28 protein-coding genes and 1 tRNA gene are annotated in these 20,978 nt (G+C 69.9%); 10 read left to right on the top strand and 19 right to left on the bottom strand.

Annotated features, from left to right (window positions below):
• Positions 1-25: 25 nt before the first annotated feature.
• Complete coding sequence (locus WAF18_RS16225; protein ID WP_337246028.1) at positions 26-394, top strand: DUF423 domain-containing protein; 369 nt, start codon at positions 26-28, stop codon at positions 392-394.
• A gap of 46 nt (positions 395-440) precedes the next feature.
• On the opposite strand, the gene WAF18_RS16220 is transcribed toward WAF18_RS16225, so the two are convergent.
• Genes WAF18_RS16220 through WAF18_RS16195 form a run of 6 tightly spaced genes read right to left on the bottom strand, consistent with a single transcriptional unit; the run spans position 441 to position 3,671 of the window.
• Positions 441-1,235 (bottom strand): M15 family metallopeptidase, encoded by a 795-nt coding sequence (locus WAF18_RS16220; protein ID WP_337246027.1) that lies wholly within the window; start codon positions 1,233-1,235, stop codon positions 441-443.
• Between the two features lie 56 nt (positions 1,236-1,291).
• Complete coding sequence (locus WAF18_RS16215; protein ID WP_337246026.1) at positions 1,292-2,113, bottom strand: CPBP family intramembrane glutamic endopeptidase; 822 nt, start codon at positions 2,111-2,113, stop codon at positions 1,292-1,294.
• Positions 2,110-2,286, bottom strand: a complete 177-nt coding sequence (locus WAF18_RS16210) for a DUF4177 domain-containing protein (RefSeq protein WP_183425779.1) — start codon at positions 2,284-2,286, stop codon at positions 2,110-2,112. Before WAF18_RS16210 ends, WAF18_RS16215 begins: the two co-directional genes overlap by 4 nt.
• A complete protein-coding gene (locus WAF18_RS16205; protein ID WP_337246025.1) occupies positions 2,279-2,485 on the bottom strand; it encodes an Arc family DNA binding domain-containing protein in 207 nt (68 codons plus the stop codon). The genes WAF18_RS16210 and WAF18_RS16205 overlap by 8 nt, the downstream gene beginning before the upstream one ends.
• Complete coding sequence (locus tag WAF18_RS16200; protein ID WP_337246024.1) at positions 2,482-2,820, bottom strand: hypothetical protein; 339 nt, start codon at positions 2,818-2,820, stop codon at positions 2,482-2,484. Before WAF18_RS16200 ends, WAF18_RS16205 begins: the two co-directional genes overlap by 4 nt.
• The gene (locus tag WAF18_RS16195; protein WP_183425776.1) at positions 2,820-3,671 is read right to left on the bottom strand and encodes an SPFH domain-containing protein; all 852 of its coding nucleotides are present in this window, start codon (positions 3,669-3,671) and stop codon (positions 2,820-2,822) included. Before WAF18_RS16195 ends, WAF18_RS16200 begins: the two co-directional genes overlap by 1 nt.
• 129 nt (positions 3,672-3,800) lie before the next feature.
• Here WAF18_RS16195 and WAF18_RS16190 point away from each other — a divergent pair, with 129 nt between their 5' ends.
• The 5 genes from WAF18_RS16190 (at position 3,801) to WAF18_RS16170 (ending at position 7,589) form a co-directional block, all read left to right on the top strand.
• Positions 3,801-4,421 carry a CDP-alcohol phosphatidyltransferase family protein gene (locus WAF18_RS16190; protein WP_337246023.1) on the top strand — a complete coding sequence of 207 codons (621 nt, stop codon included), beginning with the start codon at positions 3,801-3,803 and terminating at the stop codon, positions 4,419-4,421.
• 94 nt (positions 4,422-4,515) lie between these two features.
• The gene (locus WAF18_RS16185) at positions 4,516-5,802 is read left to right on the top strand and encodes a poly(R)-hydroxyalkanoic acid synthase subunit PhaE (protein WP_337246022.1); all 1,287 of its coding nucleotides are present in this window, start codon (positions 4,516-4,518) and stop codon (positions 5,800-5,802) included.
• A 1-nt stretch (position 5,803) separates the two neighbouring features.
• Complete coding sequence (phaC, locus tag WAF18_RS16180; protein ID WP_337246021.1) at positions 5,804-6,871, top strand: class III poly(R)-hydroxyalkanoic acid synthase subunit PhaC; 1,068 nt, start codon at positions 5,804-5,806, stop codon at positions 6,869-6,871.
• 45 nt (positions 6,872-6,916) lie between these two features.
• Positions 6,917-7,120: a PspC domain-containing protein gene (locus WAF18_RS16175; protein WP_337246020.1), complete on the top strand. Its 204-nt coding sequence runs from the start codon at positions 6,917-6,919 to the stop codon at positions 7,118-7,120.
• A gap of 4 nt (positions 7,121-7,124) precedes the next feature.
• A complete protein-coding gene (locus WAF18_RS16170; RefSeq protein WP_337246019.1) occupies positions 7,125-7,589 on the top strand; it encodes a hypothetical protein in 465 nt (154 codons plus the stop codon).
• 15 nt (positions 7,590-7,604) lie between these two features.
• Here the strand turns inward: WAF18_RS16170 and WAF18_RS16165 are convergent, their stop codons facing one another.
• Positions 7,605-8,375 (bottom strand): NRDE family protein, encoded by a 771-nt coding sequence (locus WAF18_RS16165; protein WP_337246018.1) that lies wholly within the window; start codon positions 8,373-8,375, stop codon positions 7,605-7,607.
• A gap of 104 nt (positions 8,376-8,479) precedes the next feature.
• A tRNA-Leu gene (locus tag WAF18_RS16160) sits at positions 8,480-8,565 on the bottom strand.
• Between the two features lie 193 nt (positions 8,566-8,758).
• On the opposite strand from WAF18_RS16160, the gene WAF18_RS16155 reads away from it, so the two are divergent.
• On the top strand, positions 8,759-9,190 hold the full coding sequence (locus WAF18_RS16155; RefSeq protein ID WP_337246017.1) for a hypothetical protein: 432 nt from the start codon (positions 8,759-8,761) through the stop codon (positions 9,188-9,190).
• A 39-nt stretch (positions 9,191-9,229) separates the two neighbouring features.
• Here WAF18_RS16155 and WAF18_RS16150 read toward each other — a convergent pair whose 3' ends face one another.
• The 11 genes from WAF18_RS16150 to ccmA all read right to left on the bottom strand — a co-directional run bounded on the left by WAF18_RS16150 (position 9,230) and on the right by ccmA (position 17,934).
• Positions 9,230-9,838 (bottom strand): cysteine dioxygenase family protein, encoded by a 609-nt coding sequence (locus WAF18_RS16150; RefSeq protein WP_337246016.1) that lies wholly within the window; start codon positions 9,836-9,838, stop codon positions 9,230-9,232.
• Between the two features lie 50 nt (positions 9,839-9,888).
• Positions 9,889-11,010 carry a homoserine O-acetyltransferase gene (locus tag WAF18_RS16145; RefSeq protein WP_337246015.1) on the bottom strand — a complete coding sequence of 374 codons (1,122 nt, stop codon included), beginning with the start codon at positions 11,008-11,010 and terminating at the stop codon, positions 9,889-9,891.
• Between the two features lie 102 nt (positions 11,011-11,112).
• Positions 11,113-12,135 (bottom strand): tetratricopeptide repeat protein, encoded by a 1,023-nt coding sequence (locus WAF18_RS16140; RefSeq protein ID WP_337246014.1) that lies wholly within the window; start codon positions 12,133-12,135, stop codon positions 11,113-11,115.
• A complete protein-coding gene (locus WAF18_RS16135; RefSeq protein WP_183425765.1) occupies positions 12,135-12,578 on the bottom strand; it encodes a cytochrome c-type biogenesis protein in 444 nt (147 codons plus the stop codon). Before WAF18_RS16135 ends, WAF18_RS16140 begins: the two co-directional genes overlap by 1 nt.
• Positions 12,575-13,138, bottom strand: coding sequence for a DsbE family thiol:disulfide interchange protein (locus WAF18_RS16130; RefSeq protein ID WP_337246013.1), 564 nt, complete (start codon positions 13,136-13,138; stop codon positions 12,575-12,577). The genes WAF18_RS16135 and WAF18_RS16130 overlap by 4 nt, the downstream gene beginning before the upstream one ends.
• Positions 13,135-15,069 carry a heme lyase CcmF/NrfE family subunit gene (locus WAF18_RS16125; protein ID WP_337246012.1) on the bottom strand — a complete coding sequence of 645 codons (1,935 nt, stop codon included), beginning with the start codon at positions 15,067-15,069 and terminating at the stop codon, positions 13,135-13,137. Before WAF18_RS16125 ends, WAF18_RS16130 begins: the two co-directional genes overlap by 4 nt.
• Before the next feature lie 36 nt (positions 15,070-15,105).
• Positions 15,106-15,582 carry a cytochrome c maturation protein CcmE gene (gene ccmE, locus WAF18_RS16120; RefSeq protein WP_337246011.1) on the bottom strand — a complete coding sequence of 159 codons (477 nt, stop codon included), beginning with the start codon at positions 15,580-15,582 and terminating at the stop codon, positions 15,106-15,108.
• Complete coding sequence (gene ccmD / locus WAF18_RS16115) at positions 15,579-15,752, bottom strand: heme exporter protein CcmD (protein ID WP_183425761.1); 174 nt, start codon at positions 15,750-15,752, stop codon at positions 15,579-15,581. Before ccmD ends, ccmE begins: the two co-directional genes overlap by 4 nt.
• A complete protein-coding gene (locus WAF18_RS16110) occupies positions 15,749-16,507 on the bottom strand; it encodes a heme ABC transporter permease (RefSeq protein ID WP_337246010.1) in 759 nt (252 codons plus the stop codon). The genes ccmD and WAF18_RS16110 overlap by 4 nt, the downstream gene beginning before the upstream one ends.
• A 105-nt stretch (positions 16,508-16,612) precedes the next feature.
• A complete protein-coding gene (gene ccmB, locus WAF18_RS16105; protein WP_183425759.1) occupies positions 16,613-17,302 on the bottom strand; it encodes a heme exporter protein CcmB in 690 nt (229 codons plus the stop codon).
• The gene (gene ccmA / locus WAF18_RS16100; RefSeq protein WP_337246009.1) at positions 17,299-17,934 is read right to left on the bottom strand and encodes a heme ABC exporter ATP-binding protein CcmA; all 636 of its coding nucleotides are present in this window, start codon (positions 17,932-17,934) and stop codon (positions 17,299-17,301) included. The genes ccmB and ccmA overlap by 4 nt, the downstream gene beginning before the upstream one ends.
• 212 nt (positions 17,935-18,146) lie before the next feature.
• Between ccmA and WAF18_RS16095 the strand changes: the two genes are divergently transcribed.
• From WAF18_RS16095 to WAF18_RS16085, 3 genes are all read left to right on the top strand, one after another.
• Positions 18,147-19,292 (top strand): pyridoxal phosphate-dependent aminotransferase, encoded by a 1,146-nt coding sequence (locus WAF18_RS16095; protein ID WP_337246008.1) that lies wholly within the window; start codon positions 18,147-18,149, stop codon positions 19,290-19,292.
• A gap of 154 nt (positions 19,293-19,446) precedes the next feature.
• On the top strand, positions 19,447-20,031 hold the full coding sequence (locus WAF18_RS16090; RefSeq protein WP_337246007.1) for an SCO family protein: 585 nt from the start codon (positions 19,447-19,449) through the stop codon (positions 20,029-20,031).
• An 83-nt stretch (positions 20,032-20,114) separates the two neighbouring features.
• Positions 20,115-20,762: a response regulator gene (locus tag WAF18_RS16085; protein ID WP_337246006.1), complete on the top strand. Its 648-nt coding sequence runs from the start codon at positions 20,115-20,117 to the stop codon at positions 20,760-20,762.
• Positions 20,763-20,978 lie beyond the last annotated feature (216 nt).

Genomic DNA, 20,978 nt, shown 5'->3' with positions numbered 1-20,978 from the left:
GCCCCAGGACAGGGGGGGGAGTGTCTTGCGCAGATACGAAGGGAATGCATCGGGCCTGGCGGCGGCCGGCGCGCTGTTGGCCGGGGTGGCCGTCGCACTGGCGGCCTACGCCAACCACGGGATGGAAGGCGACGCGCGTGCGGCGTTGCAGGCGGCCGCCGTGTTCGCGTTCGGTCACGGCATCGCGCTGGCAGCGTTGGCGCGAGGCCTGCGCGATCCGATGGCGAAACTGGCGTTGCTGGCGCTGCTGGCTGGCACCTTGCTGTTCGCCGGCGCGGTCGTCTCGCGCCATCTGCTCGGCGGGCCGTCGGCGTTCGCACCCTGGGGCGGTGGCCTGACGATGTTCGGCTGGCTGCTCTACGCGATCTCGGCGTTGCGCACGCCGCGACGCTGAGACCACGCCACCGGGCACGTTGGCGCCGCTGACGCGCCCGGCCGCGTCAGCGGTGGCGCCAGTGCCACGGCTCGTAGACGATGCCGTGGGGATTGCCCTGCGGGTAGCTCATTGCAAAGCCGTGCTCGGCCGCGTGGCGCGTCAGCCAGGCGAACGCCGGTGTCGCCTCGAATGAGGTCTCGGCGCTGGGCTCGCCGGGCGTGCCGATGTCGAGCGCGCTGCCCGAATGGTGCTCGCTGTAGCCCGGGGCGGCGTTGACTTCGAGGATGGCGTCCACATCGAGGCCGCGGGCGCGTTTGCGCTCGAAAATGCCGAGTTGGTAGTCGTGGCTGCGGTAGCCGGAAATCGCCTCCAGCACGATGCCGTCGCCCCATGCGGCCTCGCGCATCCGCGCCCAGGCGCGGGCCGCCTTGGCCTCCAGCCACAGCGGCCTTAGATAGCGGTCGACGCCGGCGAAGGCCAGCCAGGTCGGCTCGGGCACCAGCGACAGGCCGGTGTGGGCGGCGTAGGCGTGCGCCTCGATGCCCAGGCCGTCCAGGCGCGCCTGCAACCGCGCCACCGGCAGTGTGTCGGGCGGAGTGGAGGGGATCGAGGACGGCGATGTGTCGAGCAGGTCCAGCGCAGCATCGAGCCCGGCGGTGCGGCGCCAGTCGGGCAGCAGCGGCATCAGCCCCTCGGGCAGCAGCGCGGCCAGATAGCGGCCGTCGCGTTTGCGCCGCAGCACCCACGACGCGCGCGCAAGCACGCGGGCATCGCGGTTGGCACGCGCACGCAGCAGCGTGGCCGGCCACAGCTCGATGTCCGGGGTGTTGAACAGAACGGCAGCAGGCGGTCGACGCATCGTGCGAGCTTAGCGGCCGGGCCCCGGCCGCGCACGACGCTCGCAGGCGCCGGTGCTCACAGCGCCGTGTGCGGCATCAGCAGCGGCATCAGTACGTGCAGCCCGAGATCGGCCGTGAAGTGGGCCACGATCGCCATCTCCAGACCGCGCTTCCAGTACAGCCAGCCGAACGCAACGCCGGCGAGCGCGTTGAGCAACACCGTGCGCGCGATCACGCCGGCATCGAGATCCCAGACGCCGGCCGCTGTCGGCAGGTGGCCAGCACCAAACAACAGCGCCGCCCCGAGGATCGCGCTCCACGCTGCCGCGGGTGGCAAGCTGCCGTCGTACCCGTGGTCGCGTCGCAGCAGCCAAGTGGCGGCCCAGGCCAGCAGGGTCATCAGAAACAGTCGCAGTTGCAGTTCCTCGACGATGCCGCCGTAGAACGAGGCGAGCAGGCCGTACATCGCGCTGCGCGCGCCGTCGATGTCCTGCATCGCGACCTTGGCCGGAGGCAGCAGCAGCGGGTCGAGCAGCGCGGACAAGGCCAGCACGACCACGGCCGCGGCAGCACCCAGGCCGGCGGCGCGCCAGGGTTGCAGCGGCGCCAGCCGCGCCTGGCCATGGCGGTTGAGCCAACGCTGCAGCAGCGGCGCACCCAGTCCGATCCGATGGCCCATGCGCAACCCGGCCCAGGCCAGCAGGGTGGCGAGCACGAACATCTGCATCGCCTGGATCGCGATCAGGGCCGGCAGCGGCACCGGCAACGCCTCGACCCGGCCCGGGGCGAGTTGCATCAAATAGGGGAACACCGCGACCGTCGACAGCGCCGCTGCCGCAGCGAGCGCCACTGCCACACGCAGGTCCTGGCGGACGCGCGGCGCCGCGATGACATTCATGCCCGGCGCTTCATGAACAACACCATCGGTTGCCACGGCGCGGCCTGCACCACGTCGACCAGTTCCCAGCCCTGTTGACCGAGCGCCTGCAGCTCGGCTTCGACCGTTTCGGTCTTCAGACCGAACATGCCCGGCTTGATCTCCTGCACCTTGTACTGCCAGCGCTCACTCATGCGAATCTCCCTTGGATGCTGATGGGGTGCGATCGGGCTGTGGCCCGGGTGGCGGCAACCGGCCGGCCCGGCGCAGCGCATCGCGCAGGACGTACTCGATCTGCGCGTTGACGCTGCGCAGCTCATCATCGGCCCAGCGCTGCACCGCCGCCAGCACCGTGGCATCGATCCGCAGCGGATAGGCCTTGCGGGGGCTCACCCGCGCCCGCCGCGTGCGCGCCGCTTGCTGCTGGCGACGGTGTAAACGAAGGCAATTGCCAGCCCGTTGACCACGACCACCATGACCACCGCCAGGATCGACAGCCGGCGGTCGTCATCGCCCCACAGCGCGATACCGGTCGCAGTGGCCAGCGTGGCCACGCCGACCATCCGCATCAACCGTGCCAGCCGGCTGTCGAGCAAGGCCTTGTCGCGGACGGTCATGCGGCTGTGGCCGGCCAGTGGCAGCCGGCCGTCGCCCAGCCAGCGAGCGAACACGAACGCCGGCAGCGCGAAGATCGCGAACACCAGCGCGACGACATGATGGGCGGCCATCAGTACAGCGAGCCTGCGTTGACCACCGGCTGGGTGCCGCGGTCGGCGCACAGCACAACCAGCAGGTTGCTGACCATCGCCGCACGCCGCTCCTCGTCGAGCTGGACCACGCCGCTTTTCTGCAGTTCCGACAGCGCCATCTCGACCATGCCCACTGCACCGGCGACGATCCGCGTGCGCGCCGCGATCACCGCGTTGGCCTGCTGGCGCTGCAACATCGCGTGGGCGATTTCCGGGGCGTAGGCCAGGTGGCTGATCCGCGCCTCGAGCACGTCCACGCCCGCCGATGCCAGGCGCTCGTCGAGGTGTTCCTTGAGCCGGTCGGAGATCTCGACCGGGTGGCTGCGCAGCGAGATCTGCCCGTCCTCGTGCTGGTCGTAGGGATAGCTGGTCGCCATCGCGCGCAGCGCCGCTTCGGACTGGATGTGCACGAAGCTCTCGTAGTTGTCGACGTTGAACACCGCTTCGGCCGAGTCGACCACGCGCCACACGATCACCGCCGCGATCTCGATCGGGCTGCCGTCGAGCTCGTTGACCTTCAGTCGGCCGCTCTCGAAGTTGCGCACGCGCAAAGACACCTTCTTCTTGGTCAGGAAGGGGTTGTTCCAGCGCAGCCCGTTGTCCTTCGCGGTACCGACATAGCGGCCGAACAGACTCAGCACCGCGGCTTGGTTGGGCTCGACCATGTACAGGCCGAGTGCGGAGAACGCGATCAGCAGCGCGGCCACGACCGCCAGCACGGGCAGGGCGCCGCCGGTGGAGAGCATCAGCCAGCCGCACGCGGCGATCGCGACCAGTTGCAGGGCCACCACCGGGATGCCGGGGAAGGAGCGGATCGGATTCTCTTTCATGCGGCATCTCCCAGAGAGTTCTCCAAGTGATATCGATGAGATATCATTCTGTCAAGCGGCGATCACATGCGCCTGCCCGGCACCGCGGCACGATACCGATACCGATGCCCTCCCAGCCCTGGAGTCTCGATGCACCGCCCTCGCCATTTCTCGATGCTGCGCGACTTCCATCTGGCCGACTGGTTCACGCTGGCCAACGCCTTCTGCGGCACCGGCGCGGTGTTCGCGGCGATGCGGTTCCTGCAGGACGGCGGTGTGCGCGATCTGCTGATCGGGATGGCGCTGATTCCGCTGGCGTTCGTGTTCGACGCGCTCGACGGCCGCATCGCGCGCTGGCGCAAGGTCGCCTCCACGCTGGGGCGTGAGCTCGACTCGCTGGCCGACGTGATCTCGTTCGGTCTGGCGCCGGCAGCGTTGGCCTACGCCTGCGGTATGCAGGGCGGTTGGGACTGGATCGTGCTCAGTTTCTTCGTCGGCTGTGGCGTCAGCCGGTTGGCCCGCTACAACGTCACCGCCGAGACTCTGGCCGATGGCGGCGACAAGGTGAAGTTCTTCGAGGGCACGCCGATCCCCAGCAGTCTGCTGCTGGTGGTGGTGCTCGCGATCGCGGCAGCGCAGGGCCGGATCGGCGATGCGCTGTGGCTGGGCGACGTGCGGATCGGGCCGTGGTCGCTGCACCCGCTGGTGCTGATGTTCGTGCTGTCGGGGTCGCTGATGATCAGCAAGACGCTGCGTATCCCCAAGCCTTAGGGCAGGGCGCAAGGCGGCTGGGAAGGCGGCATGTGATTGCGGCGGGCGCGACGCAGCTGTTGCTATGATCGGGCCATCGCGGCGGGAGCGAACGATGGCAAACGATGCGTGGGGCCCGGCGGAGCCGGGTGAGGAACTCGAGCAGCTCGCACGCCGCTACTGGGATGCCTGGCAGTCGGCATTGCAACGCACGATGCCCGGCGCTGCGCCGGGTGGATTTGCCGGCTTCTCCAGTGGCGCGGCCGCCCGGCCGTCCGAGCCCTGGCGGGCGATGTTCGAGGCCTGGGTGCCACCGTCGCCCAGCGGTAACGCGGGCGTGGAGGACGTGTTGCGGCGCTTCAACCGGCAGGCCGGCGACTGGTGGACGCGCATGCAGGGCATGGCCGAGGGATTTGCCGGCCAGCGCCCGTCGCCCGAGACCGTCGCGCGGGCCTGGCGCGAGGCGCTGGGTGGCGATACGGCCAATCCGTTCGCACAGATGTTCGGCGGACTGGGCGGCACCGGCATCGAGGGCTGGGACGGCTGGCTGCGGTCGTTGCAGCCCGTGGTCGATGCGCTGCGCGGCGATGGGGGCGCTGTCGGACCCTGGGCCGCGTTCGGGCCGTCGCGCGAGCACCAGGTGCGCTGGCAGGCGCTGCTCGATGCGTTCGCCGAGTACCCCAAGACGCAGCAGGCCTATCAGGGACTGCTGTTGCAGGCCTCGCAGGCCGCGTTCGCACGTTTCGAGCGCCGGCTGTCGGAGCTCGATGCCGAGGCCGTGACGATCGAGTCGCCACGGGCCTTGTTCGACCTGTGGGTCGAAGCCGCTGAAGAGGCCTATGCCGAGGTTGCATTGTCGCCGGGCTTCCGCGGCGCGTATGCGCAGATGGTCGCCGGGCAGATGCGCCTGCGCCAGGCGGTGCAGCGCGAGGTCGAGCAGGCCTGCCGGTTGCTCGACCTGCCCACGCGCAGCGAACTCGATGGCGCGCATCGCAAGATCGTCGATCTGGAGCGGACCGTGCGCCGGTTGCGCGATCGTCTGGAGGAGGTCGACTCGGAGCCCGCTGCGCCAGAGCCGCCGCGCAAGGCGCGCGCGGTCCGGACCGCATCGCCGCGTCGCACTGCGCGACCGGTACGCAACGCGGCCGTGTCGGACACACCCGCACCGGCGACCGCGTCCAGCCAAGCGCCGGCCAAGCCCGCACGGCCAAGGCGCGCGCCGAAGAAGGCAGCCGCCAAGACCGCCCCCCGTCAGACGGCGCGCAAGACCGGGGCGGCGCAGCGTTCGAGCGCGCAGCGTGCGCCGGCCAAGCGTGCGGCCACGGCCAAGAACTGGCCGGCGGCGATCCCGCAGGCGCCCGCACCGCTGACATCCGCCAAGCCGCGGACCCGGAAGCGCTGAGATGGCAGGACCGGTGCGGATCACGCCCGAAGGCATCGCCGAGGAGGCACTCAGGGTCCAGCGCAAGCTTCTGGCCGGCCTGACGACGCTGCGCGAAGTCGGCGACGTGGACTATGGGGCCACGCCCCGGGAAGAGGTCTGGCGCGACGGCAAGGTCGTGCTGTATCGCTTCGTCGGCGCGCAGGCAGCGACCTCGCGCACGCCGCTGCTGGTCGCCTATGCGCTGGTCAACCGACCCTACATGATCGATCTGCAGGCCGACCGCTCGATCGTCGCCGGGCTACTGGCGCGCGGGCAGGACGTCTACGTGCTGGACTGGGGCTATGCCGATCGTTCCGACCGGTTCCTCACGCTGGAGGACTACATCGAGCGCTTCCTGGGCGGTGCGGTGGATCATCTGCGCCGTCGCTTCGGGCTGCCCGCGATCAACCTGTTGGGCATCTGCCAAGGCGGGACATTCGCACTCAGCTATGCGGCGCTTCATCCCGAGCGCGTGCGCAACCTGATCACGATGGTCACGCCGGTGGACTTCCACACCGACGACAACATGCTCGCGCACTGGGCGCGGGATCTGGATGTCGACCTGTTCGTCGAGACGCTGGGCAACGTGCCGGCCGACATGATGAATGCCTGCTACCTGATGATGAAGCCGTGGCGGCTGCTGGTGCACAAGTACGTGGGGCTGGTCGACATCCTCGACGATCCGAAGGCGGTCGAGGACTTCCTGCGCATGGAAAAGTGGATCTTCGATTCGCCCGATCAGGCCGGCGAGGCCTTCCGCCAGTTCGTGCGCCAGTTCTACCAGGACAACGGCTTCGTCGCCGGCAGCGTGGTGATTGGCGAACGCGCGGTGGACCTGGCGCAGGTGACGATGCCAGTGCTCAACATCTACGCCGAGCAGGACCACATGGTGCCGCCCGACGCATCGCGCGCGCTGCAGGGGCTGGTCGGCACCGAGGATTACGCCGAGCTTTCGTTCCGCGGCGGGCATATCGGCATCTACGTGTCCGGACGCGCGCAGGTGCAGGTGCCTGCGGCCATCTGCGACTGGCTTGCGCAGCGCGACTGAGTGCGCCGTCGTCCGCTGTCTTTCCCCTTCGCCAGGAGCCGATCGATGTCCACGCCCGTCCCGAGCTTGAGCCGTTCCCGCAGCGACCGTGTCCTGGCCGGCGTGTTGGGCGGCGTCGCACGCAGGTTCGACTGGAATGCCACACTGGTGCGCGCGCTCTATGTCGTGGTGTCGGTGCTCTCTGCAGCGTTTCCCGGCGTACTGGTCTACCTGCTGCTGTGGCTGCTGATGCCCGAAGGCGAGACCTGAGGCGATGCTGCGCTGGCGACGCCTGCCGACTCCGTTGCGCGCGCTGTTGCTGGCCTTGGGCGCGATCTGGACGCTGCCCAATACCGCCATCGGCCTGCTCGGCGGGTTGGCCGGCCTGCCGTTCGGCGCACGGGCCCGCTGGCGTGATGGCGACTGCGCACTGGTGTTCGATCGCTGGCCCTGGGGGCCGGGCGGGGCGATCACGTTCGGCAACACGATCCTGCATACCGGCGATTCGCTCGACCGTGCCTGCAGTACCTACGCGCATCGCGCCGCGCTGTGCGTGCAAGCGCCGATCCGCCTGGGCGATCACGAGCGCGCCCATGTCTTCCAGTACATGGTGCTCGGTCCGCTGTTCTTGCCGTTGTATCTGCTGTGCGGGGGCATCAGCGTGCGCAACCGCTTCGAACGCGCGGCCGACCGCTATGCGCTGACCGGGCATGGCTGGTGGCCATGGCCGACGCCGTGATCCGATAGCTGCCGGTCAGCGTCCGAGCTGCACGCGGGTCTCGCCTGTCGGTACACCACCCGGCGCGAAGCGCCGCTCGGCGAACATGATGTCGTTGGCGCTGGCCAGGACCACCGTGCTGCTGCGCGTGCCGTACATCGGATCCTCGATGAACGGCGGCGACAGGCGCCGTTCCAGCGCAAGGCCGACGCCGGTGTCGGGCAATTGCGCGTCGTCGGCAGGACGCACGTCGCGCAGGCCGGCGAACAGTGGCTCCAGAGCGCCTGAAGCGCCAGACGATGCCGCGAGCCAGTCTTGCAAAGTGCGTGTGGCCGCGTTGCTCTTGGGCCAGGGCGCGTCGAATGCGCCATTGGACATCGCGTGCAGTCCCGGGGCGACCTCGGCAACCGCGAAGCGGGGGTGGTTGCTGGCGAACCACAGCGCGTCACCGTCCCACAACAGCAGGTTGAAGCGCCCGTAGCCCGCGGCGTCGTCGGCCAGCGCATGGGCGAAGCGCTCGGCCGAGGCGTCGCCGCGGACGAAGTCGCGCACCAGCCAGCCACGCGACAACCGCGCGGTCTCCGGCGCCACGCCCGCGCGGACATTGGTCACTGCTGCCAGCCGGCGGCGGGACGAGACCTGCAGCCAACTGCCACCCGACTGCAGGTCACGGCCGCCGAACACGTCCGGTGCCTCGGGATCGACACCGGCCGCCGCGGTCGGCCGCGCGTGCGCCTCGTCGCGATTGGCGATCAGCACCAGCGGCAGGTCGGGGCGAGTATTCCAGGCGATAGCGATCAGGCACATGCGCCGATGCTAGTCGAATGCGGCGCCGTGCCGCGCGTTCCGGGCTCGGGTCACCGATGATGTGACGCCAGGACGGCGTCCAGACCCGTTGGCATGCGGCCTGCTGGTACCGGAGGCGGGACTCGAACCCGCACGCTTTTAAAGGCGGTGGATTTTGAGTCCACTGCGTCTACCATTCCGCCACTCCGGCGCGGACGGCGAGTATAGCGGATCGTCCGGCATGGAAGCGGACACCTGCGTTCGCGAAATTCGAACATCCCCTCTGGCATGCTCCGCGGGCCGGCGCGTGCCGGTGGCAGCAGGAGACGGGCATGGTGGGCAGTCGACGTGGACGCGAGCGCGGGGACCGCTTGGGGCGAGGGCTCGTGGCGGTGCCGGTCGGCATGCTGCTCCTGGCACTGGCCGCATGCGCGAGCCCGTCCGGGCGGCACATGGGCGCCGCCGAGCCCGTTGGCGAACGGGTGCTCGATCCTGCGGTGTTGCGGGTACCGGCCCAGCCGTCCGGGCAGTTGCGTCTGGCGCAGGGCGTCTTCCGTGTGCACTTGAGCAACATCCGCTGCGTGCGTGCGCCCTGTCCCAACGGTTACATGGTATCCGACGTCGAGGGACAGCCGGCGGCGTTGCGACCTGATGTGCCCCAACCGGTCTCGCGGCTGCCGCAGCAGATGCGCTTCGATGCGGCCTCCGGCGGGCCGATCGAGGACGGCCTGGTCGACCGGGCGCATCAGGGCGACGGTATCGTCGTGCAGGGCCGGGCCTGGCTCGACGAGGGCGGCCAGATCCTGCGCGTGGAGGTCGAGCGCCTGCTCGACTAGCGGTGTCTGCCGTCGCGGCGTACTGATCTGCGTGCGCAGCTAGTCGGCCGAATCGAACGCGTCGGTTTGCATGATCGTCTCGCGGCGCAGATACCAGTCCCCGCCCTGTGGGTCGAACAGCGCGCAGCGCAGGATCGGCGCCTGATAGATGTGCAGCGAAACCGCGACCACCGCGGGGTCGGCGTTGCGGATGATGTGGTACTCGTGCGGCGGGATCAGACTGCCGGCGCTGCCGGTCTGCGCCTGCACGGTGCTCGCCGGCCGGAAGCGGTGGCGCGCACCATCCCGCCCGAGGCATTCGTACTGCACGATCTCGAGCGTGCCGTGCCACACGCCCTCCACGCACCACAGTTCGTCGTGATCGTGCAGCGGCGTGCCCTGGCCCGGGGCCCAGGTCATCGCGACGATGCTGTAGCCGTGCTGCGGACTGCGGTAGAGCTCGCGGCGTGCGTAATGGCCGTCGACCGGCGCGTGCACGCAGGGCGGCAGACGCACCGCAGGATCGCGGATCAAGGCTTGCATCGTCTCGCGCAGTGCAGCGGTGACAGCGTGCGCGTCATCGTGGACGAGCGCGGCGTCGACCGCGGCGATCAGCCGGTCGCGGCCGGGATAGCGGATGTCGGGCAGTGGTGGCGTGGCTTCAAGCATGCGGTCCAGTCTAGCCGCTGCGATCGATGCGCCGTGTCGCGGCTCTGCGCTCAGGTCGCGAGCGCATCGAGGAAGCCGCGCAGCGCCGGCCCGAAGCGGGCGATGTCGACCAGGAACGCATCGTGGCCCTGCGGCGACTCGAGCGGCAGGAACTGTGCATCGACACCGCCGGCGCGCAGGCCATCGGCGATCTGGCGCTGTTGCTGCAGCGGGAACAGGATGTCGGTGTGCACGCCGATGCTCAGCGCGCGCTCGACCCGCAGCGCTGCCAGGCCGGCATCGGTATCGCCGCCGCAGTGATCGCCGATATCGAACCAGTCCATCGATCGGCTCAGGTAGAGATAGCAGTTGGGATCGAAGCGGCGCACGAAGCGGCGCGCATGGCCTTCGAGATAGCTTTCGACCTCGAACTCCAGACCGAACGGATCCTCGTCGTCGCGGCGGTCCGACTCCAGGCGCACGCGCCCGAAGCGGCCATCCCACTCGAGCGCCGAGCGATAGGTGATGACGCCGAGCTTGCGTGCCATGCGCATGCCGCTCTCGGGGTAGGCCGCATCACTGTAGTCGCCGCCGTTCCACATCGGGTCGAGCCGGATCGCCTCGCGCTGCAACGAGCGGATCGCGATCGAGAACGGCAGTGCGCGCGCCGCGCCGCAGATGTTGACGTGCGTGCGCGCCAGGCCCGGGTGGCGCGCCAGCAGCGACAGCGCGGTCATGCCGCCCATCGAGTTGCCGATCACGCAGGCCAGTTGCGCGATACCCAACGCCCGCACGACGTGCGCGGCGGCGTCGGCGACATCCTCGATCGACAGATCGGGGAACGCCAGGCGGTAGGGCGCGCCGGTGGCCGGATCGATCGAGGCCGGGCCGGTGGAGCCTTTGCAACTGCCCAGCGAATTGACGCAGACCACGAACCAGCGGTCGGTATCGATCGGACGGCCGGGACCCACCATCGCCTCCCACCAGCCGGGCGATGGGTCATCGCCATGCGCGGCGGCGTGGGCGTCGGGCGACAGGCCGGTGACGATGAGGATCGCATTGCCGGCAGCGGGATCGAGCCGGCCCCAGGTCTCGTAGGCGACACGTGCGCCGTGCAGCATGCCGCCGCGCTTCATCGCGAACGGCGAGGGCAGCGCGACGAAGCGGCTGCCCGGCGGGATGAATTCGGTCATCGGATCTGGCGCCCGGAGGCGCGATGGCGGGCCGGTGGCGCGTGGCGTTGCATGATCGCGGTTCGCCCGGCGAAAAGCCATCGCCGGGCGTCCGCCTCGCCGCTAGGGGCGGGGCGCCTCGATCACCAGCTCGATCGTGTCCGTGGTGGGCAGGCTCACGCGCACCGGCGCCGATTCCAGGTCGTCGGCGCTGCGGTCGGCGATGCCGCGGGCCGCGATCCGGGCGATGACTTCGACCTCGTCGAGTGCCGACAGCGGCTGGGTCGGCATCGGGCTGTCGCCGTCATCGAGCACGATGTCGAGCGGCAGCGCGGACAGGCGGTGGCGCTGCGCGGCCACCGGCATCGGCGGGCCGCCGGGTTGGCGCGCCATCACGAACACACTGGCCTCGGGCGGCAGTCGCGCAGCCAGGGCCGCAGCGTCGCCTGCGATGCGCACGCGCACGTGCAGTGCGCGGGCCGGGACCGCGGCCGTCGCCTCGGTGGCCGGGGCGGTCGACGCGGGCATGCCCGCAGCCTCGCGTGCGGCGGCGATCTGCTCGCGCAAAGTCGCGGCGGTCTCGCCGTCGAGCTGGGCCAGCAGCGGCTCCCAGGTCGCGACCGCAGCCGCGTCGTCGCCGGCCTGGCGCTGGGCAATGCCCAAGAACCAGCGCGCGTGCTGCTGCTCGGGGTTGCGCGCGAGCACCGTGCGCAGGATCTCGACGGCGGTATCGTCGAAGCGGCGCTGCGGATGCGCCTCGGCGCGGGCCCGGGCGTATTCGACCTGCAGCGCGTCGTCGTCGGGCAGCAGCTTGGCCGCACGCTCGATCGCATCGCGCGCCTTGCCCGGCTCCTGCATCGCCGCATAACTGCGGCCCAGCAGCAGCCAGCCCTCGGGCTGGCGCGGGTCGCGTTCCAGGTCGGCCTGCAGGCGGGTGATCGCCTCTTCCAGCGAACCGGGCGCGCGCAGCGACTGCGGATCGAGCGCGGCGGGGGTGCCGACGATGGTGTACAGGCCGCCGACCAGCACCGGCACCAGCACGGCCACCGCCAGCGCCACGCGCGGCGCACCGGTGCGCAGGGCATGGACCAGCATGGCGACGGTCGCCAGCGTGATGCAGATCGCGATCGCAACGAAAACGGCCATTACCACTCCTGGGGTTCATCGATCGGCGGCAACGGCTCGCGACGACGCGCGGCCACGATCCGCCAGATCACCACGCCACCGGCGCCGAGCACGAGCAACGGGCCGAACCACAGCAGCCAGGTCGCCGGCCCGACCCGCGGGCGATAGAGCACGAATTCCCCGTAGCGCGCGACCAGATGCTCGCGGATCTGCGCATCGCTCTGCCCGCGACGCATCAGCGTGAGCACTTCACGGCGCAGGTCGTGGGCGATCTGGGCATTGGAATCGGCCAGCGACTGGTTCTGGCACATCACGCAGCGCAATTCGAGGATCAGGCTGCGGAAGCGCTTTTCCTCGGCGGCGTTCTCGAACGTCAGTGGCGCCGGATCGACGGCGGCCTGCGCGCGCGCCGCGGGCGGCCAGGCCAGGCACAGGGCCAGTGCGAGCAAGAGCGCACGGATCATGGCGCCTCCAGCCGTTCGACCTGCGGCAGCAGCTGCGTGCGCAGCACCTCGGGGGTCATCGGGCCGACGTACTTCCAGACGATGGTGCCGTCGCCGTTGACCAGGAAGGTTTCCGGTGCGCCGTAGATGCCCCAGTCGATCGCCGCGTGGCCCTCGTAGTCCACCAGCACCAGCCAGTACGGATTGCCGAACTGCTCGAGCCAGCGCAGCGCATCGCTGTGCTCGTCCTTCCAGTTGTAGCCGATCACGCGCACGCGCTTGGTCTTGGCGAACTCGCTGATCACCGCATGTTCCTCGCGGCAGCCTGGGCACCAACTGCCCCAGACGTTGAGCAGGTAGGGTTCGCCGCGCAGCTCGGCCGCGGTCACCATCCGGCCCGGCTCATGCAGCACCGGCAGGCGGAAGTCGGGCGCGGGCTTGCCGATCAGCGGCGAGGGCAGGGCGTCGCGATTGGGATTGCGGCTCAGCCAGACGCCCGCGGCGAGCAGCACGGCGATTGCCGCGAAGACCGCCAGCGGCAACCAGCGGCCGCGGGAGCGACGGGTCGGGGACGTGCTCATGCGGACGGCTCCCTGCGCGGCGACGGCGGACGGCGGAAACGGCGATCACCGGCGACAATGAACGCCCCCAGCGCCATCAGGAACGCGCCGGCCCAGATCCAGCGCACGAACGGCTTGACGTGCACACGCAGCGCCCAGGCGCCGCCGCCGAGCGGCTCGCCGAGCGCGACATAGACGTCGCGGGTCACCCCCGCCTGGATCGCGCTCTCGGTCATCACCTGGCCGCCGCTGACATAGGCACGCTTCTCGGGATGCAACGTGGCGACCAGGCGGTCGTCGCGCAGCATGCGCACGGTGCCGCGGTCGGAAATGTAGTTCGGTCCCTCGTGGTGCTCGACGCCGTCGAGCACGAACGCATCGCGGCCCATCTCCAGCGTCTGACCGGGCGCCAATGCGACTTCGCGCTGGACATTGAGCGCCTCGACCAGCAATGCGCCGACCAGGAACACCGCGATGCCCAGGTGGCCGAGCAGCATGCCGGTCATCTCGGGCGTGAAGCGCTTGGAGCCGGTGCGCAGCCGCACCCAGACGAAGCGCAGCGTGCCGGCGGCGACCCACACCGCACCCGCGATGCCCATCGCGACCTTCCACGGGCCCTGCGGGGCCACATAGAAACCGATCGCGCCGAGCACCAGCGCCAGCACCGCCCAGGGCGCGAGCATGCGCAGCGGGCGGCTGGCCGCGTCGTTCTGCCAGCGGGTCAGTGGCCCGAACGGCAGCAGCAGGACCAGCGGTGCCATCAGCACCAGGAACAGCAGCGAGAAGTACGGGGGACCGACCGAGATCTTGCCCAGGTCCAGCGCGTCGGCCAGCAGCGGATACAGCGTACCCAGCAGCACCATCGCGCACGCCGTGACCAGCAGCAGGTTGTTGGCCAACAGCAGGGTTTCGCGCGAAGTCGCTGTGAACGGCTTGCCGCCACGGCCATCCGGCGCGCGCAGCGCATAGAGCAGCAGCGAGCCGCCGACGACGACCCCCAGGAACACCAGGATGAACAGGCCGCGTGCCGGGTCGGCCGCGAAGCTGTGCACGCTGGTCAGTACGCCCGAGCGCACCAGGAATGCGCCCAGCAGCGACAGCGAGAATGCGGCGATCGCCAGCAGCAGCGTCCAGCCGTGGAAGCTGCCGCGCTTCTCGGTCACCGCCTGCGAATGGATCAGCGCCGCGCCGGCCAGCCACGGCATGAAACTGGCGTTCTCGACCGGATCCCAGAACCACCAGCCGCCCCAGCCCAGTTCCGCATACGCCCACCACGAGCCGAGCGCGATGCCGATGGTCAGAAACGCCCAGGCCACGTTGGTCCACGGCCGCGTCCAGCGCAGCCAGCGCGCATCGATGCGACCGTCGAGCAGCGCGGCGATCGCGAATGCGAACGGCACCATGAAGCCCGAATAGCCGATGTAGAGCATCGGCGGGTGCACGATCATGCCCGGGTCCTGCAGCAGCGGGTTGAGATCGCGGCCGTCGAGCGGCATCGGCAGGATGCGGTCGAAGGGATTGCTGGTGAAGATCAGAAACGCCAGGAAGCCGAAGCAGATCGCGCCCATGATCCCGAGCACGCGGGCCAGCACCACGTCGGGCACGTCGCGCGAGCCCCAGGCCACTGCGCCGTTCCAGCACGCCAGCAGAAAGCCCCACAGCAGCAGCGAGCCTTCATGGCCGCCCCACACCGCGGTGATCCGGTAGACCATCGGCAGCAGCAGGTTGGAGTTGTCGGTCACGTAGCGCACCGAGAAGTCCTGCACCATGAAGGCGACGGTGAGCAGCACCCAGGCGGCGAGCAGCAGGATCGCCTGCGCGTAAGCGGCCGGTCGCGCGGTCGCCATCCACGGCGCGATGCCGCGCCGCGCGCCGAGCAGCGGCAGCACGGTCTGCAGCAGCGAGGCGACCAGCGCCAGCAGCAGGGTGATCTGACCGAGTTCAGGCAGCATCGGTGCGCTCCGGGCGCGGCCCGCAGACCATCGCCGTCATTGCGCGGCCTCGGCCGGCGTCGCGACCCCGTGCTTGTCGTGGGCCAGGCCCATCTTGTCGGCGACTTCCTTGGGCACGTAGGTCTCGTCGTGCTTGGCCAGCACCTGCTCGGCGACGAATACGCCGTCGGCCATGCGCCCGGTGGCGACGACGGCCTGGTTCTCGCGGAACAGGTCGGGGAGGATGCCGGTGTAGCTGACCGGCAGCTCGGCATCGCCATCGGTGACGCGGAAGTGCGCCTCCATCGAGCCGGTGGCGCGCGAGAACGATCCATCGGCGACCATGCCGCCGAGGCGGAAGCGCGCTTCGCCCGAGGCGACCGCGGGGCCGGCGGTGCCGGCCAGTACCTCGGCCGGGGTATAGAGATACGAGACGTTGCGCTGCAACGCGAAGGCGATCAGCGTGGCCGACAACGCGCCGGCGGCGGCGAGCGCGACGACGAAGCCCAGGCGGCGTTTGCGGACGGGGTTCATCGGGTCAGCTCCGTATCGGGGGCGGGGACGACGGCGGCCTGGCGGCGCGCCTCAAGGGTGCGGACCGCACGCAGCGTCTGCGCGATGCGGATGCGCGGGGCGACGAAGTCCCACACCAGCACGGCTGCGAACACCGCGTAGGCGGCGACGACGTATTCCAGATAGCTCATGCGCGTTCTCCCGGTGCGCCGGCCATCCGCCGCACCCAGTCCTTGCCCGCCTCGCGGCGCAGGTTGTCGGCGCGGGCGCGCGCCAGCAGCGACCCGACGAACCAGAACTTGGTCGCCACGATCATCCACAGCAACGGGCCGATCATGCTCGCGTCCATGCTCGACTCGCCGAACACGCGGATCGTCTGGCCCTGGTGCAGCGAGTCCCACCACACCACCGAGTAACGGATGATCGGCAGCAGCGCGACGCCGACGATCGCCAGCAGCGATGCCGCGCGTGCGGCCGTGCGGCGGTCCTCGATCGACTGGTACAGGCCGATCACCCCGAGGTAGAGGAACAACAGGATCAACTGCGTGGTCAGGCGCGGATCCCAGTCCCACCAGGTGCCCCACATCGGCTTGCCCCAGATCGAGCCGGTCACCAGCGTGATCACGGTGAAGGCCGCCCCGATCGGCGCGCAGGCCATCGCCAGGATCTCGCACAGCTTGATCCGCCAGATCAGCGCGATCGCGCCGTAGAGCGCCATCAGCGCGAACACCGCCAGGCTCATCCAGGCGCTGGGCACATGGATGTAGAGGATCCGGAAGCTGTCGCCCTGCTGGTAGTCGGCCGGGACCTGGAACAGCGCGCCGTACAGGCCGACGGCCATCGTCAGCAGCGCCAGGCCATAGGCCCACGGTGCCCAGCGCCGCGCGAAGCGGTCGAAGGTCGGTGGCGAGCCGAGCTGATGGAACCAGAGGACAATGGGATTCATGCGGGCGGGCGTGCTGGCGTGAACGGGCTGGCGGGAGCGTGCGGCATGGTCTTCGGCCGCGAGCGGAACGGTGGCGCGTCGGTGGCGGTCATTGGCTGCATGACCTCAGGTCAGCGCGATGCGGATGGCGGCGGCGGCGGCGACGGGCGCCAACACCACGGCGGCGACGAGGCCGGCGCCGAGCAGCAGCAGGCCGCCGGTCGGATCGTGGCCCTGGGCCGAGATCGCCACGCTGCCGGCTCCGAACACCAGCACCGGGACGTACAGCGGCAGTGCGAGCAGCGCCAACAGGATACCGGAACGACGCATGCCGATGGTCAGCGCGGCGACGACCGCACCGAGCAGGCTCAGCAGCGGCGTGCCCAGCGCGAGTCCCGCCAGCAACACCGGGAGCTGCGCGCGGGGCAGCCCCAGCAGTTCGGCCAGCAGCGGCGCGGCCAGCAGCAACGGCAAGGTCGTGGTCGCCCAATGCGACACCGTGCGCACCAGCACCAGCCAGGCCAGCGGGACCGGGGCGAGCATCCACTGCTCGAGCGAGCCGTCGTCGGCATCGCCGCGGAACAGCGTGTCGAGCGCCAGCAGTCCCGACAGCAGCGCCGCGACCCACAGCACGCCCGGCGCGACCCGGGCCAGCATCGCCGCGTCGCTGCCCAGCGCCAGCGCGAACAACACGATGACGATCAGCGCGAACAGCGCCGGCTGGAACGCGTCGCCGCGCCGGCGCCACAGCAGTCGCAGATCGCGCGCGATCAGCGCCCGGGCACTGCCGGCCAGCGTCGGCAGCGGCGCGCTCATGCCGCCGCGTCCAGGCACAGCTCGCGGGTGCGCACCGGCGGCGCGGCATAGGCGCCGTGGGTGGTGACCAGCGCCGCGCCGCCGTCGTCGAGCTGGGCGCGGACCATGCGGTTGACCAGCTCGATGCCCTGCAGGTCGAGATTGGCGTAGGGCTCGTCGAGCAGCCACAGCGGGGCGGGCGACATCCACAGCCGCGCCAGCGACAGCCGCTTCTTCTGGCCGGCCGACATCTGCCGCACCAACAGATGCGCGTGCGCGGCCAAGCCGACGACCCCGAGCGCACGCTCGGCCGTCTGGCTCGTCCGGCAGCCCTGCAGGCGCGCCAGGAACGCGAGGTTCTCGACCGCGTCCAGGTCGGCCTTCAATCCGGGCAGGTGGCCCAGGTAGGCCATGGTGCCGGCGCGCATTGCGCGGGCGATCGGGCGGCCGGCGACTTCGACCGTGCCGTCGTCGGCCTCGAGCAATCCCGCCAGTACGCGCAGCAACGTGGTCTTGCCAACGCCGTTGCCGCCGCGTACCAGCAGTGCCTCACCGGCCTGCACCGCGAAGTCCAACGGCCCGAAGACCGGACGCTCGTCACGCGAGAAGCGCAGGCCGCGGGTGGCGAGCAGGGGCGGAACGGCAGCGGGCATCGGGCAGGCGGTCGGCGGGCAGAAGGGCCGCGTCGGACGTGCATTCTAGGGACTGCCGACGCCCCCGGCATTGCGCTGGGTCAATGCCGCCCCCGACGAGCACCCCAAAACCGGGGTCAGAGTGCAATTTCCTGGTGAAATTGCACTCTGACCCGGGTTTTGGGGCAGATGGCCCGTACACTCGGTGCCCTTTCACGATGGACGCAGGCCAGATGATCCGGACCAAGCTGCCCAAGGTCGGCACCACGATCTTCACCGTGATGTCGCAGTTGGCGGCCGAGCACGGCGCGGTCAATCTCGGGCAGGGCTTCCCGGATTTCGAGGTGCCCCAGCGTCTGGTCGACGCGCTCGCCGAGGCGATGCGTGCCGGCCACAACCAGTATGCGCCGATGACCGGCATCCCGGCGCTGCGCCAGGCGATCGCCGAGAAGACGGCGCGTGTCTACGGCCATTGTCCCGATCCCGAGACCGAGGTCACCGTGACCAGCGGTGCGACCGAGGCGCTGTTCAATGCGATCCACGCGGTCGTGCGCGCCGGTGAGGAAGTGATCGTGCTCGACCCGGCCTACGACAGCTACGAGCCGGCGATCGAGCTGGCGGGCGCGGTCGCGGTGCACGTGCCGCTCGATCCGACCACCTTCGCGCCGGACTGGCAGCGTGTGCGTGAGGCGATCACGCCGCGTACCCGCCTGCTGATCGTCAACAGCCCGCACAACCCCTCGGGCGCGATGTTCGATGCCGACGATATGCAGGCGATCGCCGACATCGTCGCCGAGACCGGCATCTACCTGCTGTCGGACGAGGTCTACGAGCACATCGTCTTCGATGGCGCGCGCCATGAGTCGGCACTGCGCTATCCGGCGCTGCGCGAGCGTGCATTCGTGGTCTCGAGCTTCGGCAAGACCTATCACTGCACCGGCTGGAAGCTCGGCTACTGCATCGCGCCGCCGGCGCTGAGCGCGGAGTTTCGCAAGGTCCACCAGTACAACGTGTTCTGCACGTTCGCGCCGGCCCAGCACGCGTTCGCGGCCATGTTGCGCGAGGAACCCGAGCACTATGAGCAACTGGGCGCGTTCTACCAGGCCAAGCGCGACGCCTTCGCTGCGCAGTTGGCGACGACCCGTCTGCGGCCATTGCCGGTGCCCGGCGGCTACTTCCAGCTCGTCGACTACTCGGCGGTCAGCGACCTCGACGACGCGGCGTTCTGCCGCTGGCTGACGACCGACGAGGGCGTGGCGGCGATCCCGCTCTCGCCGTTCTACGCCCAGCCCCCGCAGGGCCAGCGGCTGGCACGGCTGTGCTTTGCCAAGAATCCGGCCACGCTCGACGCGGCGATCGCGCGGTTGCGCACCCTGTAGCTGGTCTTCGACCCCGCGCCCGGGCCGCCGCGCGGGGCTGCGACGATCGGTCGCAACCGGGCCTTCAGCGCACAGCGCCTAGAATCATGGGGCCTGGCGCTCACGCGGCGCTGTGGTTGTCCTTCCCGAACCCTCAAACGTCCCCGTGCGATCGTTGCTGCCGCCCGTTCTTTGTCTCGCGCTCGCGCTGTCGGCCTGTGCGTCGCCGCCTGCCGGCCCGTTCCACGGCACCGACCTGTCGGGTGTGTCGTACGGGCGCAGCCTGGACCTGCAGGACACCGACGGCCACCCGCGTGGCCTGGGCGATTTCCGCGGCGACTACGTCCTGCTGTCGTTCGGCTATACCCATTGTCCCGAGGTCTGCCCGACCAGCCTGCTCAAGGCCACCCAGGTGCGCCGCGCGTTGGGCGCGGACGGTCAACGGCTGCGGATCGTGTTCGTCACCGTCGATCCCGAGCGCGACACCGGCGCGGTGCTCGAGGAATACGTGCGTGCATTCGGCGACGGCATCGTCGCCTTGCGCGGCGATGCGCTGCAGACGCGGCTGGCAGCGCAGATCTTCCGCGTGACTTACCGTCAGGTGCCCACCCGGTCGTCGTATGCGATGGACCACACGATGGTGAACTACGTGATCGGGCCCGACGGCCGCCTGCAACTGGCCTTCCAGTACGATCAGCCGGTCGCACAGATGGTCGACGACCTTCGGGTCCTGATGACGCGCGAGCGCGGCACCCACTGACCTTGCGGTCGGATTTCTCCGACTTGCGGCCACCGCGACGCAACGCTTAGCCTCGTTCTGGGGAATACAACGGGACAACAAGGATGAAGATTCGTGTGTTCATGGTCGACGACCATGCATTGGTACGCACTGGCATGCGCATGATCCTCGACGGCCAAGACGATATCGAGGTCGTTGGCGAGGCCCAGAGCGGCGAGGAGGCGCTGCCGCAGATTCGCAAGCTGCAGCCCGACATCGTGCTGTGCGACCTGCACCTGCCCGGAGTCAGTGGCCTGGAGGTCACCGAGCGCATCGTGCGCGGTGGCGCACCGACACGGGTGATCGTGGTGTCGATCCTCGAAGACGGCCCGATGCCACGGCGGCTGATCGAAGCCGGCGCTTCGGGCTATGTGGGCAAGGGCGGCGATGCCGGCGAACTGGTGCGTGCGGTGCGCGATGTCGCGCGCGGCAAGCGTTATCTCGCCAGCACCATCGCGCAGAACTTGGCGCTGGCCGGCGTCGACGGCGATGGAACGCCGTTCGATGCGCTGTCGAGCCGCGAACTCGAGGTCGCGATGCTACTGCTGCACGGGTTGCGGCAGGAAGACATCGCCAAACGCCTGAGTCTGAGTGCGAAGACCGTCAATACCCACAAATCGCGGTTGTTCGAGAAGCTGCAGATCCAGGATGCGATCGCATTGGCGCGCTTGGCGAGCCAGTACGGCATCGCGCCACCCGACATGGCGGTGTAGGCGCGCCGCGCCCACAGGGTCCTGCGCGCACGCGCGCAGGCGGCTGCGGCAACGCGGAGTGCACCGCGGCTCGGTTGCCTGGTGCAGTGGGGCAGGGCCGTTGCGCTGTTCTCTCAGGCCCTGCGGTCGTGCGGCATCTGCGGCCGAGCATCGTGACCGGCGATCGAGTGCGCGGGCATCGCGGAGCCCCAGGCCCAGGCGCGAGATCAAAAAAAA

Origin of the sequence: Luteimonas sp. gir (assembly GCF_037198055.1) — a bacterium.
GTDB classification, from domain to species: domain Bacteria; phylum Pseudomonadota; class Gammaproteobacteria; order Xanthomonadales; family Xanthomonadaceae; genus Luteimonas; species Luteimonas citri_A.
The sequence above is the reverse complement of the archived record's forward strand: the minus strand, read 5'-3'. Positions and strand labels throughout refer to the sequence as shown.

What these genes read in the sequence shown, in the direction of transcription:
- WAF18_RS16220 (WP_337246027.1), bottom strand. Translation starts at nt 1,235, where the DNA reads ATGCGTCGACCGCCTGCTGCCGTTCTGTTCAACACCCCGGACATCGAG.
- WAF18_RS16215 (WP_337246026.1), bottom strand. Translation starts at nt 2,113, where the DNA reads ATGAATGTCATCGCGGCGCCGCGCGTCCGCCAGGACCTGCGTGTGGCA.
- WAF18_RS16210 (WP_183425779.1), bottom strand. Translation starts at nt 2,286, where the DNA reads ATGAGTGAGCGCTGGCAGTACAAGGTGCAGGAGATCAAGCCGGGCATG.
- WAF18_RS16200 (WP_337246024.1), bottom strand. Translation starts at nt 2,820, where the DNA reads ATGGCCGCCCATCATGTCGTCGCGCTGGTGTTCGCGATCTTCGCGCTG.
- WAF18_RS16195 (WP_183425776.1), bottom strand. Translation starts at nt 3,671, where the DNA reads ATGAAAGAGAATCCGATCCGCTCCTTCCCCGGCATCCCGGTGGTGGCC.
- WAF18_RS16190 (WP_337246023.1), top strand. Translation starts at nt 3,801, where the DNA reads ATGCACCGCCCTCGCCATTTCTCGATGCTGCGCGACTTCCATCTGGCC.
- WAF18_RS16185 (WP_337246022.1), top strand. Translation starts at nt 4,516, where the DNA reads ATGGCAAACGATGCGTGGGGCCCGGCGGAGCCGGGTGAGGAACTCGAG.
- phaC (WP_337246021.1), top strand. Translation starts at nt 5,804, where the DNA reads ATGGCAGGACCGGTGCGGATCACGCCCGAAGGCATCGCCGAGGAGGCA.
- WAF18_RS16175 (WP_337246020.1), top strand. Translation starts at nt 6,917, where the DNA reads ATGTCCACGCCCGTCCCGAGCTTGAGCCGTTCCCGCAGCGACCGTGTC.
- WAF18_RS16170 (WP_337246019.1), top strand. Translation starts at nt 7,125, where the DNA reads ATGCTGCGCTGGCGACGCCTGCCGACTCCGTTGCGCGCGCTGTTGCTG.
- WAF18_RS16165 (WP_337246018.1), bottom strand. Translation starts at nt 8,375, where the DNA reads ATGTGCCTGATCGCTATCGCCTGGAATACTCGCCCCGACCTGCCGCTG.
- WAF18_RS16155 (WP_337246017.1), top strand. Translation starts at nt 8,759, where the DNA reads ATGCTGCTCCTGGCACTGGCCGCATGCGCGAGCCCGTCCGGGCGGCAC.
- WAF18_RS16150 (WP_337246016.1), bottom strand. Translation starts at nt 9,838, where the DNA reads ATGCTTGAAGCCACGCCACCACTGCCCGACATCCGCTATCCCGGCCGC.
- WAF18_RS16145 (WP_337246015.1), bottom strand. Translation starts at nt 11,010, where the DNA reads ATGACCGAATTCATCCCGCCGGGCAGCCGCTTCGTCGCGCTGCCCTCG.
- WAF18_RS16140 (WP_337246014.1), bottom strand. Translation starts at nt 12,135, where the DNA reads ATGGCCGTTTTCGTTGCGATCGCGATCTGCATCACGCTGGCGACCGTC.
- WAF18_RS16135 (WP_183425765.1), bottom strand. Translation starts at nt 12,578, where the DNA reads ATGATCCGTGCGCTCTTGCTCGCACTGGCCCTGTGCCTGGCCTGGCCG.
- WAF18_RS16130 (WP_337246013.1), bottom strand. Translation starts at nt 13,138, where the DNA reads ATGAGCACGTCCCCGACCCGTCGCTCCCGCGGCCGCTGGTTGCCGCTG.
- WAF18_RS16125 (WP_337246012.1), bottom strand. Translation starts at nt 15,069, where the DNA reads ATGCTGCCTGAACTCGGTCAGATCACCCTGCTGCTGGCGCTGGTCGCC.
- ccmE (WP_337246011.1), bottom strand. Translation starts at nt 15,582, where the DNA reads ATGAACCCCGTCCGCAAACGCCGCCTGGGCTTCGTCGTCGCGCTCGCC.
- ccmD (WP_183425761.1), bottom strand. Translation starts at nt 15,752, where the DNA reads ATGAGCTATCTGGAATACGTCGTCGCCGCCTACGCGGTGTTCGCAGCC.
- WAF18_RS16110 (WP_337246010.1), bottom strand. Translation starts at nt 16,507, where the DNA reads ATGAATCCCATTGTCCTCTGGTTCCATCAGCTCGGCTCGCCACCGACC.
- ccmB (WP_183425759.1), bottom strand. Translation starts at nt 17,302, where the DNA reads ATGAGCGCGCCGCTGCCGACGCTGGCCGGCAGTGCCCGGGCGCTGATC.
- ccmA (WP_337246009.1), bottom strand. Translation starts at nt 17,934, where the DNA reads ATGCCCGCTGCCGTTCCGCCCCTGCTCGCCACCCGCGGCCTGCGCTTC.
- WAF18_RS16095 (WP_337246008.1), top strand. Translation starts at nt 18,147, where the DNA reads ATGATCCGGACCAAGCTGCCCAAGGTCGGCACCACGATCTTCACCGTG.
- WAF18_RS16085 (WP_337246006.1), top strand. Translation starts at nt 20,115, where the DNA reads ATGAAGATTCGTGTGTTCATGGTCGACGACCATGCATTGGTACGCACT.